This window comes from Xanthomonas sp. XNM01, assembly GCF_014851915.1.
Taxonomy (GTDB): Bacteria; Pseudomonadota; Gammaproteobacteria; order Xanthomonadales; family Xanthomonadaceae; genus Pseudoxanthomonas.
In genome coordinates this window covers 56023-71813 of sequence record NZ_JACVAP010000001.1, presented here as the reverse complement: position 1 = coordinate 71813, position 15791 = coordinate 56023, and the positions used below count along the sequence as shown (strand labels likewise).

16 protein-coding genes are annotated in these 15791 nt (G+C 71.7%); 13 read left to right on the top strand and 3 right to left on the bottom strand.

All coding sequences use genetic code 11. The features are described from left to right. The first annotated feature begins 30 nt into the window (after positions 1-30). From IB242_RS00315 to IB242_RS00280, 8 genes are all read left to right on the top strand, one after another. Entirely contained in the window at positions 31-2208 is a 2178-nt protein-coding gene (locus tag IB242_RS00315; protein WP_192275209.1) for a 4Fe-4S binding protein, read from the top strand. Next, positions 2205-3497, top strand: a complete 1293-nt coding sequence (locus tag IB242_RS00310; RefSeq protein WP_192275208.1) for a nitrous oxide reductase family maturation protein NosD — start codon at positions 2205-2207, stop codon at positions 3495-3497. Before IB242_RS00315 ends, IB242_RS00310 begins: the two co-directional genes overlap by 4 nt. After that, positions 3487-4419: an ABC transporter ATP-binding protein gene (locus IB242_RS00305; RefSeq protein WP_225539919.1), complete on the top strand. Its 933-nt coding sequence runs from the start codon at positions 3487-3489 to the stop codon at positions 4417-4419. The genes IB242_RS00310 and IB242_RS00305 overlap by 11 nt, the downstream gene beginning before the upstream one ends. After that, the gene (locus IB242_RS00300; RefSeq protein ID WP_192275207.1) at positions 4416-5240 is read left to right on the top strand and encodes an ABC transporter permease subunit; all 825 of its coding nucleotides are present in this window, start codon (positions 4416-4418) and stop codon (positions 5238-5240) included. Before IB242_RS00305 ends, IB242_RS00300 begins: the two co-directional genes overlap by 4 nt. Continuing rightward, positions 5237-5734, top strand: coding sequence for a nitrous oxide reductase accessory protein NosL (locus IB242_RS00295; RefSeq protein WP_192275206.1), 498 nt, complete (start codon positions 5237-5239; stop codon positions 5732-5734). The genes IB242_RS00300 and IB242_RS00295 overlap by 4 nt, the downstream gene beginning before the upstream one ends. A 10-nt stretch (positions 5735-5744) precedes the next feature. Continuing rightward, positions 5745-6362, top strand: coding sequence for a hypothetical protein (locus IB242_RS00290; RefSeq protein ID WP_192275205.1), 618 nt, complete (start codon positions 5745-5747; stop codon positions 6360-6362). Next, positions 6359-7441 carry an FAD:protein FMN transferase gene (locus IB242_RS00285; RefSeq protein ID WP_192275204.1) on the top strand — a complete coding sequence of 361 codons (1083 nt, stop codon included), beginning with the start codon at positions 6359-6361 and terminating at the stop codon, positions 7439-7441. The genes IB242_RS00290 and IB242_RS00285 overlap by 4 nt, the downstream gene beginning before the upstream one ends. A gap of 385 nt (positions 7442-7826) precedes the next feature. After that, on the top strand, positions 7827-8018 hold the full coding sequence (locus tag IB242_RS00280) for a hypothetical protein (RefSeq protein ID WP_192275203.1): 192 nt from the start codon (positions 7827-7829) through the stop codon (positions 8016-8018). A 203-nt stretch (positions 8019-8221) separates the two neighbouring features. Here IB242_RS00280 and IB242_RS00275 read toward each other — a convergent pair whose 3' ends face one another. From IB242_RS00275 to IB242_RS00265, 3 genes are all read right to left on the bottom strand, one after another. Then, complete coding sequence (locus IB242_RS00275; protein WP_192275202.1) at positions 8222-9118, bottom strand: U32 family peptidase; 897 nt, start codon at positions 9116-9118, stop codon at positions 8222-8224. 309 nt (positions 9119-9427) lie between these two features. Continuing rightward, complete coding sequence (locus tag IB242_RS00270; RefSeq protein WP_192275201.1) at positions 9428-10426, bottom strand: peptidase U32 family protein; 999 nt, start codon at positions 10424-10426, stop codon at positions 9428-9430. A gap of 53 nt (positions 10427-10479) precedes the next feature. Further along, positions 10480-11964, bottom strand: a complete 1485-nt coding sequence (locus tag IB242_RS00265; protein WP_192275200.1) for a UbiD family decarboxylase — start codon at positions 11962-11964, stop codon at positions 10480-10482. Positions 11965-12155: 191 nt separating this feature from the next. Between IB242_RS00265 and IB242_RS00260 the strand changes: the two genes are divergently transcribed. From IB242_RS00260 to yddG, 5 genes are all read left to right on the top strand, one after another. Further along, positions 12156-12401 carry a hypothetical protein gene (locus IB242_RS00260; protein WP_192275199.1) on the top strand — a complete coding sequence of 82 codons (246 nt, stop codon included), beginning with the start codon at positions 12156-12158 and terminating at the stop codon, positions 12399-12401. A gap of 122 nt (positions 12402-12523) precedes the next feature. Continuing rightward, positions 12524-13054 (top strand): DUF411 domain-containing protein, encoded by a 531-nt coding sequence (locus IB242_RS00255; protein WP_192275198.1) that lies wholly within the window; start codon positions 12524-12526, stop codon positions 13052-13054. Between the two features lie 102 nt (positions 13055-13156). Then, positions 13157-13657, top strand: a complete 501-nt coding sequence (locus IB242_RS00250) for a hypothetical protein (protein WP_192275197.1) — start codon at positions 13157-13159, stop codon at positions 13655-13657. A 48-nt stretch (positions 13658-13705) separates the two neighbouring features. Beyond that, positions 13706-14146 (top strand): hypothetical protein, encoded by a 441-nt coding sequence (locus IB242_RS00245; RefSeq protein ID WP_192275196.1) that lies wholly within the window; start codon positions 13706-13708, stop codon positions 14144-14146. Between the two features lie 169 nt (positions 14147-14315). Beyond that, entirely contained in the window at positions 14316-15293 is a 978-nt protein-coding gene (gene yddG, locus IB242_RS00240) for an aromatic amino acid DMT transporter YddG (protein WP_192275195.1), read from the top strand. Positions 15294-15791: the final 498 nt, after the last annotated feature.

Here is a 15791-nt window from a genome sequence, read left to right as displayed (position 1 = left end):
CGCCGGCACACACCGGCCAGGAGCGACGCGATGCCAGGACCTCTTCCCTCCTCCCCGCTGGTGGCGCTGCTGCTGCGTTGGACACTGACCTGCCTGGCACTGGCGTTCGCATCCGCCTTTGCCGCGCCCGCGCAGGCCGGCTCCTACGAGGCCGACCTGCCCGACGCGCTGTTCGCCGATCCCGACCTGTGCCGGCATGCGCCCTGTACCAGCGTGCTGCCGGGCGCGCAGCGCTTCTCGCTGCGCACCGGCAATCCGGCCTTCGTCACCGGCCTGCGCGACGGCACGGGGGGCGAGGAAGTCGTCGGCTACGTGTTCCTGTCCACCGACGTGGCGCCGGAGATCGTCGGCTACTCGGGCAAGCCCATCGTCACCCTGGTGGGCATGGATGCGCAGGGCCGCATCAGCGGCGCGCGCATCCTCAAGCACAGCGAACCGATCCTGCTGGCCGGCATCCCCGAGGAGAAACTGGACGCCTACATCGCCCAGTACACCGGCAGCCCGGCCGGTGCCCGCTTCGAGCTGGGCCGGGCGACCGGCGACTACGTGCCATTGAAGGCGGTCAGCGGCGCGACGGTCACGGTGATCGCCGAGAACCAGCTGGTCAGTCGCGGCAGCCATGCGGTCGCCCGCCAGGTCGGCCTGCTGCAGGCGGTGGCGCGCCCGCAGGGCCGCTTCAGCGACGATGGCGCGGTACGCGACTGGGACACGCTGGTGCGCGAGGGCAGCGTGCGCCGCCTGACCGTGAGCCAGGCGCAGGTCGGCGCGCGCGACACCGGCGAGCCCTTCATCGACCTGTGGTTCGGCTACCTCAACGCGCCGGCGATCGGCACCAGCATCCTCGGCGCGCAGGGCTACCGGCGGCTGATGGACGACCTGCAGCCGGGCGAGCACGCGCTGTTCGTGATCGGCAGCGGCAGCAGCTCGTTCAAGGGCTCGGCCTTCGTCCGCGGCGGCATCTACGACCGCATCCAGGTCTCGCAGGACGTCGACACCCACAGCTTCCGCGACACCGACTACCTCAACCTGCACGGCGTGCAGGCCGTCGGGGCGCCCGCCTACCGCGAGTCCGGCATCTTCATCCTGCGCGACGAGGCATTCTCGTCCGCGTACCCATGGCGCCTGACCTTCCTGGCCAACCTGTCCAGCGGAGGGACCGAGACCGAGTTCGCCAACTTCGACAGCGAATACTGGCTGCCCGCGCATTACCTGGAAGGCGGGCGCCCGACCATCGAGGTCCCGGTGCCGGCCTGGCGCAAGATCTGGTCGGCCAAGCGCTGGGAGATCGCCGCGTTCCTGGCCCTGCTGGGCTTCACCACCGCGTTCTACGCCACCCACCGGCGCTGGGCCGCGCGCGCGCGCCGCACCGACAAACGCTGGGTGCTGTGGCCGCACATCGCGGTGTGGACGGTGGCGGTGGTGTACGTCGGTTTCGGCCAGCTCGCCCAGCCCTCGGTCGTGCAGGTGCTCACCCTGATCCACGCGGTGTTCGATGGCTGGCGCTGGGACCTGTTCCTGAGCGATCCGCTGATCTTCCTGTTCTGGATCTTCATCGCGATCAGCATCGTGCTGTGGGGGCGCGGCGTGTTCTGCGGCTGGCTGTGCCCGTACGGCTCGCTGAGCGAGCTGCTGTACAAGTTCGCCGGCCGGATCGGGCTGCGCCGCTGGCAGTTCGCCCTGCCGGCGCGCTGGCACCACCGGCTGCGCTGGCTGAAGTACGTGGTGCTGCTGGTGCTGGTGGCCGCCTCGTTCCATTCGATGGCGCTGGCCGAGCGCCTGGCCGAGGTCGAGCCGTTCAAGACCACCTTCCTGGTCCACGTCTGGACCCGCAGCTGGCCGTTCGTGCTGTTCTGGTGCCTGCTGATGGTCGCGGCGATGTTCATGGAGCGGCCGTTCTGCAAGTACCTGTGCCCGCTCGGCGCGGCGCTGGCGATCCCGTCGCGCTGGCGGGTCTTCGGCCTGTGGCGCAAGAGCGACTGCACCACCTGCAAGGCCTGCGCGGCCGGCTGCGGCTCGCAGGCGATCGACCCGCAGGGGCGGATCGACCCGACCGAGTGCATGCAGTGCCTGGACTGCATGGTGCTCTACTACGACGACCACGCCTGCCCGCCGCTGGCCAGGGAGCGCAAGCGCCGCGAGAAGGCGGGCCTGCCGCAGACCCCGGTCGGCCGCGATGGTCATTTCATCCCGATCCGGGTGATCGAATGAAGCCCGGGCCGCACCTGCTGGCCGCGGTCGCACTGGCCCTGCTGCCGCTCTGGGCGGCGTCGGCGGCGACCCTGCAGGTGCATCCCGGCGGGAGCATCGCCGCGGCGGTGGCGCGGGCCGCACCCGGCGATACCATCGAGGTGGCGCGCGGCCTGTACGCCGAATCGCTGCGCATCGACAAGCCGCTGACCCTGCGCGGTGTCGGCCGGCCCACCCTGAGCGCCGGCGGCCACGGCGACGTGATCCGGGTGACCGCGCCTGACGTGCGCATCGAGGGCCTGATCCTGCGCGACAGCGGCGGCGAGCTCGGCGAGCAGCATGCCGGCGTCTACCTGCAGCCCGGCGCGCACCGCGCGGTGGTGCGCGGCTGCGATTTCGCCAACGTGCTGTTCGGGCTGTGGATCGAGAAGGCCGACCACGTGCGGGTCGAGGACAACCTGATCACCGGCATGCGCCATCGCCTGTCCTCGCAGCGCGGCAACGGCATCCAGCTCTACAACAGCCAGCACGCGTCGATCCTGCGCAACCGCATCGCCTTCGCCCGCGACGGCATCTACGTGGACGTCTCGCACGATGCGCGCTTCATCGGCAACCGGATGCACGACGTGCGTTACGGCAGCCACTACATGAACTCCTACCGCAACCTGTGGCAGGGCAACGACAGCTACCGCAACCAGGGCGGGCTGGCGCTGATGGAGGTGCGCGAGCTGCAGGTGCTGGGCAACCGCACCTGGGACAACAGCGACCACGGCATCATGCTGCGCACCATCCAGGACTCGACGATCGCGTCCAACATCGCCGCCGGCAACGGCCGCGGGCTGTTCATCTACGACGCCGAGTACAACGTGCTGCGCGACAACCTGATCGTCGGCAACCGGATCGGCGTACATCTGTGGGCCGGCTCCTACCGCAACCAGATCGACGGCAACGACTTCATCGGCAACGACGAGCAGGTGCGCTACGTGGCCTCGCGCGATGCGGTGTGGGGCCAGCGCCAGGGCAACCACTGGAGCAACTACCTGGGCTGGGACCAGGACGGCGACGGCGCCGGCGACACTCCGTTCGAGGCCAGCGATGCGGTCGACCGCCTGCTGTCGCGGCATCCGTTCGTCAAGCTGCTCGACAGCAGCCCCGCGCTGCATACGCTGAAACTGATCGCGCGCCAGTTCCCGGTACTGCGCACGCCGACCATCGTCGATGAACGCCCGGCGATCGCTCCCCACCATCCCGACTGGGCCGCCTGGCTGGACCGGCGCGACGGGGTTCCGGAGAAGCACGATGCACGATGAACCGATGGTCCGGCTGGAGGGCGTGGGCAAGCGCTATGGCGCGGTGCACGCGGTCAGCGGCGTGGACCTGACCGTGGCCCCGGGCCGCATCGTCGGCCTCGTCGGCCACAACGGCGCCGGCAAGAGCACCCTGCTGAAGATGATGCTGGGCATCCTGGCACCGAGCGAGGGGCGGCTGCGGATCGCCGGCCAGGACGTCGGCGGCCCGGGGTTCCGCCAGCTGCGCCGGCAGATCGGCTACCTGCCCGAGAACGTGGTGCTGTACGACAACCTCGACGGCCTGGAGACGCTGCGCTTCTTCGCCCGGCTCAAGTCGGTCGATCCGTCCCAGTGCGAGGCCCTGCTCGAACGCGTCGGCCTGGCCGCGGCCGCGCGACGCAACGTGCGCGGGTACTCCAAGGGCATGCGCCAGCGGCTGGGGTTCGCCCAGGCCCTGCTCGGCAGTCCGCGGCTGATGTTCCTGGACGAACCGACCAACGGCCTGGATCCGCTGGCGATCCATGCGTTCTACGACACCCTGCAGGCGCTGCGCGAAGCCGGCACCACCGTGCTGATCAGCTCGCACCTGCTGGCCGAGATCCAGTCGCGGCTGGACGACCTGGCGATCCTGGCCAACGGCCGCCTGGTCGCCACCGGCACCGTGGCCGCCCTGGCGGCCGACGCCGCGCTGCCGGCGCGGGCGCGGATCACGCCGGAACCGGACGCGCACGCAGCCGTGCAGCAGGCGCTGACGCAGGCCGGCTTCGCAGTCGCCGCCGTCGATGCGGCGACCCTGGCCTGCGACGTGCCGCATGCGCGCAAGGCGCGCCTGCTGGCTGCCCTGGGCCCGCTGGAGCAGGCGCTGCGCGGCTTCGAGCTGCAGGAGCCGACCCTGGAAGACCTGTACCTGCATCACCAGCACAAGGCGGAGGCCGCCGCATGAGACCCGACTGGCAATGGCGGCTGGCGCTGGCGGTGGCCGGCAAGGAGTTCCGCGACCGGCTGCGCAACCGCTGGGTGCTGGCGGTGGCGGTGGTGTTCGCCGCGTTCGCGCTGCTGATCGCCTATTTCGGCGGCGCGCAGGGCGGCGACGTCGGCTTCCGCGGCATCGGCGTGACCGTGGCCAGCCTGACCAGCCTGGCGATCTACCTGGTGCCGCTGATCGCGCTGCTGCTGGGCTTCGATGCGATCGTCGGCGAACGCGAGCGCGGCACGCTGGACCTGCTGCTGTCGCTGCCGCCGACCCGCGCCGAACTCCTGCTCGGCAAGTACGCCGGGCTGGCCGGCGCGCTGGTGCTGGCGACCCTGGCCGGCTTCGGCAGCGCGCTGCTGCCGCTGCTGGGACAGCTCGACATCGCCGGCTTCCGGCTCTACCTGGCCTTCGTCGGCAGCACCGTGCTGCTGGGCCTGGCGTTCCTGAGCCTGGCAATGCTGATCTCGGTGCTGTGCAGCGAGCGCACGCGCGCATCGGGTGCGGCGATCGCGACCTGGTTCGGCTTCGTGCTGGTGTTCGACCTGGCCCTGCTCGGCATCCTGGTCGCCTCGGCCGGGCGCGGCGCCTCGGCGTGGGCCCCGTATGCGCTGCTGCTCAATCCGGCCGACGTGTTCCGCATCCTAAACCTGTACGGCAGCGAGGGCCTGCGCACCGCGTTCGGCCTCGGCACGCTGCTGCCCGACCACTGGAACAACCCCGTCCTGCTGTGCGCGGCGATGCTCGCCTGGATCGTCGCGCCGCTGGGCATCGCGCTGTGGAGATTCCGATGAGACTCGCCTACCCGTTCGCCCTCGCGCTGCTGCTCGGCGGCTGCACGCCATCGGCGCTCGACCCGACCGCGCAGGAGCCGGCCACCGGCGCCCAGTGCGAGCTGGACGGCATGCTGCTGGCCGACTATCCCGGCCCCAAGGGCCAGATCCGCTATGCCGACGGCCACGTCGCCTGGTTCTGCGACACGGTCGAGCTGCTGTCGCTGTACCTGTCGCCCGAACAGGTGCGCAGCGTCGGCGGCGCCTACACCCAGGACATGGCCCTGGCCGACTGGAACGCGCCGGCCGGGCACTGGATCGCACTGGAGCAGGCGTTCTTCGTCGAAGGCTCGTCGCGGCTGGGCAGCATGGGCCCGACCCTGGCCAGCTTCTCCAGCCGCGAGGCCGCGCAGGCCTTCGCCACCGAGCACGGCGGGCGCGTGCTGGCGTTCTCCGAGATCACCCCCGACATGGTGCAGCTGCACAGCGGCATGCACCGCGACCACGGCATGTAAGGAGTCACCGATGGATCCGTTCTTCGCCGGCATGCCGCCGGCCACCGCACTGGTGCTGGCTGCGCTGTCCAGGGAGCTGTACGACACCCGGCAGATGCGCCGCCAGCTGTTGAGCGACACGCGCTGCACCTGCGCCGACGCGGTGCTGCAGGCCATCGCCGATGGCCGCCTGCCCGAACATCCGGGCTGGGAGGCCTGGCTGTCGCTGCAGCTGCTCGAGCGCCACGAGCGGCATCTGCAGACGCGGCTGGACTGGCGCTGCCGCCATCCCGCGGCGGAGGCCGAGCCGGACGGCTTCGACGACAGCGCCGCGCTGGCCGGCCTGCTGCAGCTGCCCGAGGGCTTCCTGCCACCGCAGCACCACCCGGACGGCGTCGCCCTGCACGGGCCCGATGGCCTGGAGGTGCTGGTGCGCTGGGTGTCGCCGCAGGCCTGGTCGGTGGAGTGGACCCTGGGCGACGCGCACTGGCGGCTGGACACGGCGCCGGCGGCGCACGCCGGCGTGACCGCCTCCGCCCACCTGCACCGGCCCACTGGCGCGGTCGTCGACAGCCCGCTGGTGCTGGACGACACGATGGCGCCGCTGCAGCGCATCGTCGACGCGCTCGCACGTTCGCCACGGCTGTGACCGCGCCGCGCCAGCGGCGGGCCTGGCCGGCGCCGCTGGCGCTGCTCGCGCTCGCCGCGCTGGCGAGCGTGGCCATCCTCTGGCTGCGCCCTGCGCGCAGCTTCCAGGCCGAGTACCTGGTGTTCGGCTCGCACGCCAGCGTGCAGCTGCGCAGCACCGAGGCGGCACGCGCCGAGGACGCGCTGGACCGCATCGGGCAGCTGCTGCGTGAGGACCATCGCGACTGGCACGCGTGGGAACCCGGCGCGCTGACCGAGCTCAATGCCGCCCTGGCCGCCGGCCACGCGCAGCGGCCGCCGGACACGCTGCTGGCGCTGATCCGCGAGGCCCGGCGCGGCCATGCGCTGAGCGGCGGGCTGTTCAATCCGGCCGCCGGGCGCACCTTCGCCGCCTGGGGCTTCCATACCAGCGACTACCCGGTGCGCACCGCGGCACCGGATGCCCGGGCGATCGGCAGGCTGCAGCAGGCGCACGCGTCGATGGACGACATCGTCATCGCCGACGACGGCATGGTCAGCAGCCGCAATCCGGCGGTCGCGCTCGACCTCAACGCCTTGTCCGAAGGTTTCGCCGCAGGCCAGATCCGCGACCTGCTCCGGGACGCCCGCATCGACGATGCGCTGATCGATGTCGGCGGCTTCGTGCTGGCGCTGGGCGACGACGGTGGAACACCATGGGCGGTCGGCGTGCGCGGTGGCGAGGGCCTGCTGGCCACGCTGCAGCTGCGCGACGGCGAGGGCCTGGCGTCCTCGGGCGACTACCAGCGCCGACGCGCCGGCGGGAGCACCGCGAACGGCCACATCATCGATCCACGCGCCGGCCGCCCGCAGCGCGCCAGCGTCGCCGCCAGCGTGCTCGGCCGCGATCCGGTCCTGGTCGACATGGCTGCCACCGCGTTGATGGTCGCCGGCCCCGACAGGATGGACCGCGTGGCCAATGACATGGGCGTGGCCTGCGTGGCGCTGCAGGCGCACGACGGCACCCTGCATCTCTCGCAGGCGATGCAGGCCCGGCTGGCGCTGCGCCCGGACCCGCAGCGAAAGGTACGGATCCACGCGCTCGGCGACGGCCCCTGCTGAGCCCGTCCACGCTGCGCAGGCCGGCGGCGACGCGGAGGCCGCTCGCGTTTCACGTCGCTCCCATCGAAGCCACGCGACCGGCGGCGACGTCCTCGCCGGTCGCGTCCCGGCTGTGCGGGTCCGGGCACGTCGCCCGGAAATCGACGCTGCTCGCGGTCACCGGCGCAGGCGACACCCGCAACGCGAAGGCAGCCGGCCCTTCACCGCCGGGTCGCGGGCGGCGACCGGTGGCCATCGGCCCGCGACGCACGCGCCAGGCAGCGCCCACGTGCCCCTGGGGCCTTGACCTGCATCAATGCAGCACCCTCCCCGCGGGTCGACCATGCAGACGCACGCCCACCGGCGGACGCGAACCACACGCCCGCCCCGTCCCTCTGGAGCAGACATGAAGGCCGATTCCGTTCCGCAGCACTCCGCGTTCGACATGCTGACCCTGGTCATGAGCGGCGAGGCAGACCACGCCTCCGATCCCACGGCGCGTCCGGCACCTGCCGCGCCACGGGTCCCGCAACCGATGACCGCCGACGTCGATCTGGTCCGCGCCAGCCACCGCGACCCACGCGCGATGCCGCACTGACCCGCCTGCCGCATCTGCGCGGCGCGACCTGCATCGCGCGGGCGCGCCAGCTCGGCGTGAGGCCGCATGGGCCGGACTGCTGATCCCGCGGACCTGGCCCTCGTCGCCGCGCCTCAGGGGCTGATGCGCCTCGACCACCGTCCTGCCCGAGCGCGGGACGACAGGATGCGCGCCCGCCGTCCGCCCTCGGCGGCACCGCAGTGTCAGGGCCGCGCCTGAGGGAACGGCCCGGACAGCGAGGCCTTGCCCGGCTGGCCGTCCCAGTAACCGTTGCGTGCGCCCAGCGGCGGTGGCGGCTCGGCCTTGCCGAGCATGTCGCGGAAATGCGCGACGATGCCCTCCATGCCCTGCGCCTGCGGCGACAGGCGCAGGATGTCGACGCCACAGGCGATCATCTGGTCGCGCTGCGGGCCCATGTCGATCACTTCCGTGCCCTGGATCTGGATGCCGTTGATGGTCAGGAACGGCTCGCCTTCGCGCGTGGCCAGCGGCAGGCCGTCCGGGTAGTCGATGCAGCGGAACCCGCACTCGTCCTTGGGCAGGTCCAGCGCACGTGCGGTGAAACAGCGCGCCGAGTACGACAGCGGCAGCCGCCCCCAGGCCAGCAGTTCCAGTTCGGGCATCGTGCCGCCGGCGTCCTCCAGCGCCGCACGCAGCTCCTGCAGCAGCACCCGGCCCTGCTCGGTGCCGGGCACCCAGCGCGCCATGCCGTCCTCGACCAGCATCGCCAGCGCGCGATGGTTGTAGACGTTGAGCGACTGCCCGCCGACGAAGCGCACGCCACGCTCGCGGCACAGCTGCACCGCGGAGAGGTCGTTCGCCTCGACCAGGAACCGGCCGTTCTCCGCCATCCGTTTCGCCACGCCCAGCTCGGACTCGGCCTCGATCAGCGCCAGCGTCGACAGCACGACCTCCTTGCCCGCCGCGGCGAGTTCGTCGGCCAGCGCCAGCCAGTCGGCGGTGCGCAGTTCGCGGCGCTTGCTGCACACGGTTTCGCCCAGGTAGACGATGTCGACCGGCCACTGCGCGGCGGCGCGGTAGAAGGCCAGCGTGGTCTCGCGCGGCCAGAAGTACTGCAGGGGTCCGAGGCTGAGTTTCATGGGCTGCTCCTGTACGACGAATGCCGGGCGGCCACCGGATGGCGGCGCCGGGTCGAGCGGGTGTCGGTCGATGCGCGGGTGCGGCGCCGACGTATCGATGCGGCGGTGTCGAGGGCGCGGCGGTACCGGCGTCCATGCAGCGATACGGATGCGACGTGTGGCTTCCACGCGACGGGCGATGCAGGCGGGCGAGCCGAAGCGCCGGCCACCCACGCCCACGACGCGCGAAAGAACACCTATGCGCGTGGACGCGTCGCCGGCCACGGTGGCCCATGCAGCCGGCGCACGCGGGTCATCGCGGTACGGACCTCAGTGCCAGGCACGGTGATACGGCCCCAGCGTGGTCTGCTGGCCTTCGGCATGCGCCGACAGCGCCTGCTGCCAGCCGGGCTCGACACGCCACTGCTGCGGATCGCGCCGGTGCCGGTCGATCGCCTGCCGCCAGGTCGAGGCGACCGCACGCACGTAGGCGACGCCACGCTGGCGGCCTTCGATCTTCAGTGCGGCCACGCCGGCCTGGGCCAGCCGCGGCAGCAGTTCCAGCGTGTTGAGGCTGGTCGGCTCCTCGAGCGCGTGGAAGACCTCGCCGCCGACGTCGTAGCGGCCCTTGCATACGGTCGGATAGCCGGCCGGCTCGCCCTCGGCGAAACGATCGATCAGCATGTCGTTGACCCGCACGCTGCGGCTGTTGTCCGGGTGCTCGTCCCAGCGCACGAAGCTGGCCGGCGAGCACACGCCATGCCGGTTCGGTGACTGCCCGGTGACGTAGCTCGACAGCTGGCAGCGTCCCTCGACCATGATGCACAGGCTGCCGAACGCGAACACCTCCAGCGGCACCGGCGAGGCAGCGCACAGGCGCTCGACCTGCTGCACCGACAGCACCCGCGGCAGCACCGCACGGGCGATGCCGAAGCGCTCGTACGCGTAGCGCAGCGCCGGCGCGGTGGTCGCCGACCCCTGCACCGACAGATGCCGCGCCATCTGCGGATGGGTGCGGCAGGCATAGTCCAGCACGCCCATCTCGGCGGCGATGATCGCGTCCACGCCGAGCTCGGCGGCGTGGTCGACCGCGGCGTGCCAGTACGGCAGTCGCACGCTGTCGGGATAGGTGTTGAGCGCCAGGTACACCTGGCGGTCCATCGCATGCGCGTAGGCGATGCCCTGGCGCAGTTCGCGCTCGTCGAAATTCAGGCCGGGAAACGCGCGCGCGTTGGTCTGGTCGCGGAAGCCGGCGTAGACCGCATCGGCTCCGGCATCGATCGCCGCACGCAGCGCCGGCAGGTTGCCGGCCGGACAGACCAGTTGCATCGCACGCTCCCTTCTCGACGGGACCGCCATGCTAGGCGGCACCCGGCGATGCCTCATTGATCCATGTCAGATTCGGCCCGGCTCAGTCGCGACCACAGCGCTTCCATGCGTTGTTCGACCTGCGGATCGAGCGCGATCGCGCGGCCCCATTCGCGCGCCGATTCGCCCGGCCACTTGCGGGTGGCGTCGAGGCCGAGCTTGGAGCCCAGCCCGGACACCGGCGTGGCGAAATCCAGGTAGTCGATCGGCGTGTTCTCCACCAGCATGCTGTCGCGCGCCGGATCCACGCGCGTGGAGATCGCCCAGATCACCTGTCCCCAGTCGCGCACGTCGACGTCGTCGTCGGTGACGATGACGAACTTGGTGTAGGTGAACTGCCGCAGGTAGGACCACACGCCCATCATGATCCGGCGCGCGTGGCCCTGGTACTGCTTGCGGATGCTGACCACCGCGATGCGGTACGAGCACGCTTCCGGCGGCAGGTAGAAGTCGACGATCTCCGGGAACACCTTGCGCAGGATCGGCACGAACAGCTCGTTGAGCGCCATCGACAGCACCGACGGTTCGTCGTGTGGCGAACGGCCCATGTAGCTGCCGTGGTAGATCGCATCGCGGCGCATGCGCACGCGCTCCACGGCCAGCACCGGGAAGGTGCCCTGCGCGTTGTAGTAACCGGTGTGGTCGCCGAACGGGCCTTCCAGCGCGGTGTCGCCGGGGTGGATCACGCCTTCCAGCAGGATCTCGGCACCGGCCGGCGCGTCGAGCCCGCTCTGGCTGCGCCAGACCCTGCTGCGCGCACCGCGCAGCAGGCCGGCGAACTCGTACTCGGACAACGTGTCCGGCACCGGCGCCACCGCCGCCAGCAGCGTGGCCGGGTCGGCGCCGATCGCGACCAGCACCGGGAACGGCCGGTCCGGATACGCGTACTGCCAGGAGGCGTAGTCCTGCGCGCCGCCGCGATGCGGCAGCCAGCGCATGATCACCCGGTTGCGCCCGATCAGCTGCTGCCGGTAGATCGCCACGTTCTGCCGCGGCTGGTGCACGCCGCGGGTCACCACCAGGCCGAAGGTGATCAGCTTGCCGGCATCCTCCGGCCAGCAGCGCTGGATCGGCAGCGCCGACAGGTCGACGTCGTCGCCTTCGATCACGCGCTCGCAGAACGCCGCGTCGTCGACCACCTTCGGCGCCACGTTGGCCAGCTGCGCCAGCTCGGGCCAGCTGCGCAGCGCATCGCGCAGCGAGGACGGCCAGCGGGGTTCCTTCAGCGCGGCCAGCAGTTCGCCCAGCTCGCGCAGCGAGGCCACCGGGCGGTCGCCCAACGCCAGCTCGATCCGCCGGCGATGGCCGAACAGGTTGCCGAGCATGCTGTGCTCGGATCCGGTGGGGTTGTGCATCAGCAGTGCCGGACCGCCCTCGCGCAGCGCGCGCAGGCACAGCGTGGTGCTTTCCAGCTCCGGATCGATGGGCGCGTCCACCTCCAGCAGCTGGCGGTGGATGGAGAGGTGCTGCAGGAAGGCGCGCAGATCGTGCATGGGCATGCGCTTGCGTTCCGTGTGTCCGATGGGACGGGGAGAATGCGCGGCGGCGGGCGTGAAACGCCCTGACCCACGTCAAGCCCGGCCCGCCCCGGCTTGATGTGGATCAGTGCGCGGCAGGCGCCTGCGGCCCAGGCTTGCCGCAAACGTGGCGGAGCCATCCGCCACGGTCGCACGCACAACCGGAGGACCGCATGCAGCTCGAATTCACCATCCACGCCGGCACCACCCGTCCCGATCTCGCCGCGGTCGAGGGCGCGCTGCTGGAGTTCGATCCGTCTGCACTGATCGACACCGACGCCGCCAGCGGCAACCTGCGGATCTGGGCCAACGCCAGCGAGCTCGAACTGTCGTTGCTGCTGGCCAAAGCCGGTTACCCGGTGCCGGTCTCGCGGATCGAGCGGATGCCATCGGTGTGCTGCGGCGGCTGCAGCGGCTGAGTCCACGCTTGCCGCGCGCGCGGATGCCGTGCACCCTGCGACGCGGCACCACCAGGACCGCCGCCCGCGCCGCCACGGCCACCGATGAACGGCGCGCCACATCGACTCCAGCGAGGTTCCCCATGCGCATCCCGTCCACCCGCACCCTGATCCTGCCGCTGCTGGCCGGGCTGGCGCTGTCGGCCTGCGCCGAACCGGCGGCCACCGTCGCGGCCGCCGCCGTACCCGTGCAGGCGGCCCGGCCCGCGCAGAGCCCCGCCGTCGGCACGCTGCCGCTGGTGGAGGTGTTCAAGTCGCCGAGCTGCGGCTGCTGCACCGGCTGGGTCGATCATCTGCGCGCCGCCGGCTTCCAGGTGGACGTGACCGAGACCGACGACCTCGAGCCGGTGCGCAAGCAGCTCGGCGTGCCCTACGGCAAGGGCTCGTGCCACACCGCGAAGGTGGATGGCTACGTGGTCGAAGGCCATGTCCCGGCCGCCGACATCCAGCGCCTGCTGGCCGAGCGTCCGGACGTGCGCGGCCTGGTCCTGCCCGGCATGCCGCTGGGCTCGCCCGGCATGGAAGTGCCCGACGGGCGCGTGCAGCGCTACACCGTCGAGCAGTTCGCCCGCGACGGCAGCACCAGCGCCTGGGCGACGCACGGGCCCGGATGAGCCGTGTTCCAGCGGACGGTGCGGACTGGAAGCTGGACCGGCAGGTCGCGCACCGGCGCGGCATGACGTCGACAGGCATGGATGTCGCTCCACGGATCCGACATGCCGTTCGGTGACTTCGGCATGACCACCGACGAGCTCGCGCGACGCCTGCACGCCGCAGGCTGCAACCCGGCGCTGTATGCGGTCGGCGACACCAGCCAGGCATCCGACGCACTGTGCCTGGCACACAGGCATGGCCGCTGGCGGATCTTCTTCAGCGAACGCGGCCGGGACGCACCGCCCATCGCCAGCTTTCACGACGAGGCCGTTGCCTGCGCCGCATTCCGCGACCGGATCATGTTGCTGCGGCACGACCACTGCGTGGGGATCTTCGCCTCGCCTGCACGCGCCCAGGCCCTGCAGGCGCAACTGCGCGGTGCCGGCGTCGCGTCATGGACCGACCGTGTCCCGCTCGCGGGCGTGGACGACCCGCGCCACCGGGTGTTCGTCACCGGCGCGGCGATCTTCGACGCGACCGCGCTTCCCGGCGTCGTGCCGCTGACCGATGCAACCGGGCCCGCTGCGAGCGTCCAGGCCAGCAACGACCCGCCACCTGCCTGATCGCGGCGACCTGCGCCGGTCCGGCAGCCGCAGGTGTCGATCCGCGCGATGAACGGCAGCGCCGTGGCACGCCTCGCACCGCCCGCGGTTGGCTGGTCAGGCCTGGCCTCGATCCCGCCGGCTGCCGTGCTGGTGGCGGCCGACAACGGCGACGACCGCGACGTGATGCCCAGTGCCACTGCACCGGCATGCGCCGGGTGGTCCGGGTGGCCGGCAGCGCGGCTGCGCCGCAGCGAGCCTGCAACGATGGCGCGCCCGGCATCGGTCGGGCTGTCCGGCCTGTCTGACCGACCGGTCATGCGCTGGGTTGCGATGGCGCCGGCGATGGGCGCTTCGACGCGGCCGTCGAGCGTGCTGGCGCTGGCGTTGCAGCGCAGCCTGCATGGCGAGGCTCCGGCATCGCCAGAGCGCCAGCGGGAAGGCCGACGGACCATCTTGCTGCCGGCCACCGGAAGCGTAGAATCCGCGCCGGCCAGTCGGCTGCTGTAACCCCGCTCCAGTGACTCCGCCCGCGTGTTCCGCGCGCCGGCGATGCCCCCGGGACGTCGCGACAGACCAGCGCACTCCCAGGAACTCCGCGTCCTGCCCTGCCGTCCGTGTCCCATCTGGATGCGGGGCCGTGCTGCGCGTCCGCACGTCACTCCAGCGCATCCGCCCCATGTCCGGCTTCCGTGTTCCGCGTCTCACCGCCCTGCCGTCGGCCGCCACCCTGATCGGCGCCAGCGCCGTGCTGCTGTGGAGCCCGGTGCTGGCGATGCTGCGCACCATCTCCGAGATCTTCGGCCCCACCGGCGGCGGCGCGCTGATCTTCACCGCGGCGGCGGTCTTCTCCGCGCTGATGCTGGGCGTGCCGCGCCCGTCCAGCCTGCCACGCCGCTACCTGCTGATCGGCGGCGCGCTGTTCGTCGGCTGCGAGATCTCGCTGGCGCTGGCGATCGGCCTGGCCCATGGCCGCGGCCAGGCGCTGGAACTGGTGATGATCAACTACCTGTGGCCCTGCCTGACCGTGCTGCTGGCGGTGCTGACCCGGCAGCAGCGCGCGACCTGGCTGCTGGCTCCGGCGACGGTGCTGTGCCTGGCCGGGGTGATGCTGGTGGTCACCGGCGACCGCGCCTGGTCGCCCGCGATGCTGATGGGCAACGTGCGCGACAACCCGGTCGCCTACGCACTGGCGCTGTGCGCGGCCTGCATGTGGGCCAGCTATTCGGTCGTCACCAGGCGCATCGGTGGCAGCCGCAATGGCGTGCCGCTGTTCATGCTGTTCACCGCCGGCGCGCTGTGGCTCAAGTATCTGCTCGGCGGCGATCCGGCACTGCCGCTGCACTGGGGCGGGCTCGGCCAGGTGGCGATGTTCGGCCTGCTCACCGCCGCCGCCTACTGCTGCTGGAACCACGGGCTGCAGCACGGGAACATCACCTCGATGGCGATCTTTTCCTACTTCGCGCCGGTGCTGTCGGTGCTGTTCAGCTGCATGTGGCTGGCGCTGCGCCCGGGTGCCGGGTTCACGCAGGGCGTGATGCTGGTCGTCTCCGGCTCGCTGCTGTGCTGGTGGTCCACGCGCGGCGCGCGTGCCGAGCCTCTCCCGGTCCAGGCCGCGCCGATCATCCAGGTACCGGTGGAAACGCCGGCGCAGTGAGCGGGCGCAGCCGACGACATCGCGACAGACCGCGGCGCGGATCAGACGCCTGCTTCACCCCGGTGCTCGCAGGCTGGGGACGCCAGCAACGTGCATCCCTCCCTGGTCGGTTGCATGCACGGGCCGGAGTCCTCGATCCGGCTGCTGGCACCCCTTTCGCGCGGGTGGCTTGCCAGCAATCCGCCCTTCCCCGCCATGCGTGGTGGCGGCGCAGAAGCGCATGACGCGACAGCCCGACTGCGCGCGGGCCCGGTTGAACGGCTGAGGGGATCGTCTGCCGGCGCCGCACGGCGGAGGTCGCCCCGGTGGCGCTCGTGATGTCGGCCGACGGAGACGTCCACGCACGGGATCGCGCGACCTTCCTCGCCAATGGAGTCCACATCGCGATCCGCGCGCACCACCGCTCGCTGGATTCCTCCAGTTGATGGCACGAAGGGGGCACGGATGCGTCTCTATCCGCGTGCCTTCGCGCGTCGACGCCATCGACGCCATCGACGG

Excerpts from the sequence above, each read along its gene's own strand:
- IB242_RS00305 (WP_225539919.1), top strand. The coding sequence starts at position 3,487 with ATGCACGATGAACCGATGGTCCGGCTGGAGGGCGTGGGCAAGCGCTAT.
- yddG (WP_192275195.1), top strand. The coding sequence starts at position 14,316 with ATGTCCGGCTTCCGTGTTCCGCGTCTCACCGCCCTGCCGTCGGCCGCC.
- IB242_RS00275 (WP_192275202.1), bottom strand. The coding sequence starts at position 9,118 with ATGAAACTCAGCCTCGGACCCCTGCAGTACTTCTGGCCGCGCGAGACC.
- IB242_RS00245 (WP_192275196.1), top strand. The coding sequence starts at position 13,706 with ATGAACGGCAGCGCCGTGGCACGCCTCGCACCGCCCGCGGTTGGCTGG.
- IB242_RS00295 (WP_192275206.1), top strand. The coding sequence starts at position 5,237 with ATGAGACTCGCCTACCCGTTCGCCCTCGCGCTGCTGCTCGGCGGCTGC.
- IB242_RS00255 (WP_192275198.1), top strand. The coding sequence starts at position 12,524 with ATGCGCATCCCGTCCACCCGCACCCTGATCCTGCCGCTGCTGGCCGGG.
- IB242_RS00250 (WP_192275197.1), top strand. The coding sequence starts at position 13,157 with ATGCCGTTCGGTGACTTCGGCATGACCACCGACGAGCTCGCGCGACGC.
- IB242_RS00310 (WP_192275208.1), top strand. The coding sequence starts at position 2,205 with ATGAAGCCCGGGCCGCACCTGCTGGCCGCGGTCGCACTGGCCCTGCTG.
- IB242_RS00280 (WP_192275203.1), top strand. The coding sequence starts at position 7,827 with ATGAAGGCCGATTCCGTTCCGCAGCACTCCGCGTTCGACATGCTGACC.
- IB242_RS00315 (WP_192275209.1), top strand. The coding sequence starts at position 31 with ATGCCAGGACCTCTTCCCTCCTCCCCGCTGGTGGCGCTGCTGCTGCGT.
- IB242_RS00290 (WP_192275205.1), top strand. The coding sequence starts at position 5,745 with ATGGATCCGTTCTTCGCCGGCATGCCGCCGGCCACCGCACTGGTGCTG.
- IB242_RS00260 (WP_192275199.1), top strand. The coding sequence starts at position 12,156 with ATGCAGCTCGAATTCACCATCCACGCCGGCACCACCCGTCCCGATCTC.
- IB242_RS00270 (WP_192275201.1), bottom strand. The coding sequence starts at position 10,426 with ATGCAACTGGTCTGTCCGGCCGGCAACCTGCCGGCGCTGCGTGCGGCG.
- IB242_RS00300 (WP_192275207.1), top strand. The coding sequence starts at position 4,416 with ATGAGACCCGACTGGCAATGGCGGCTGGCGCTGGCGGTGGCCGGCAAG.
- IB242_RS00265 (WP_192275200.1), bottom strand. The coding sequence starts at position 11,964 with ATGCCCATGCACGATCTGCGCGCCTTCCTGCAGCACCTCTCCATCCAC.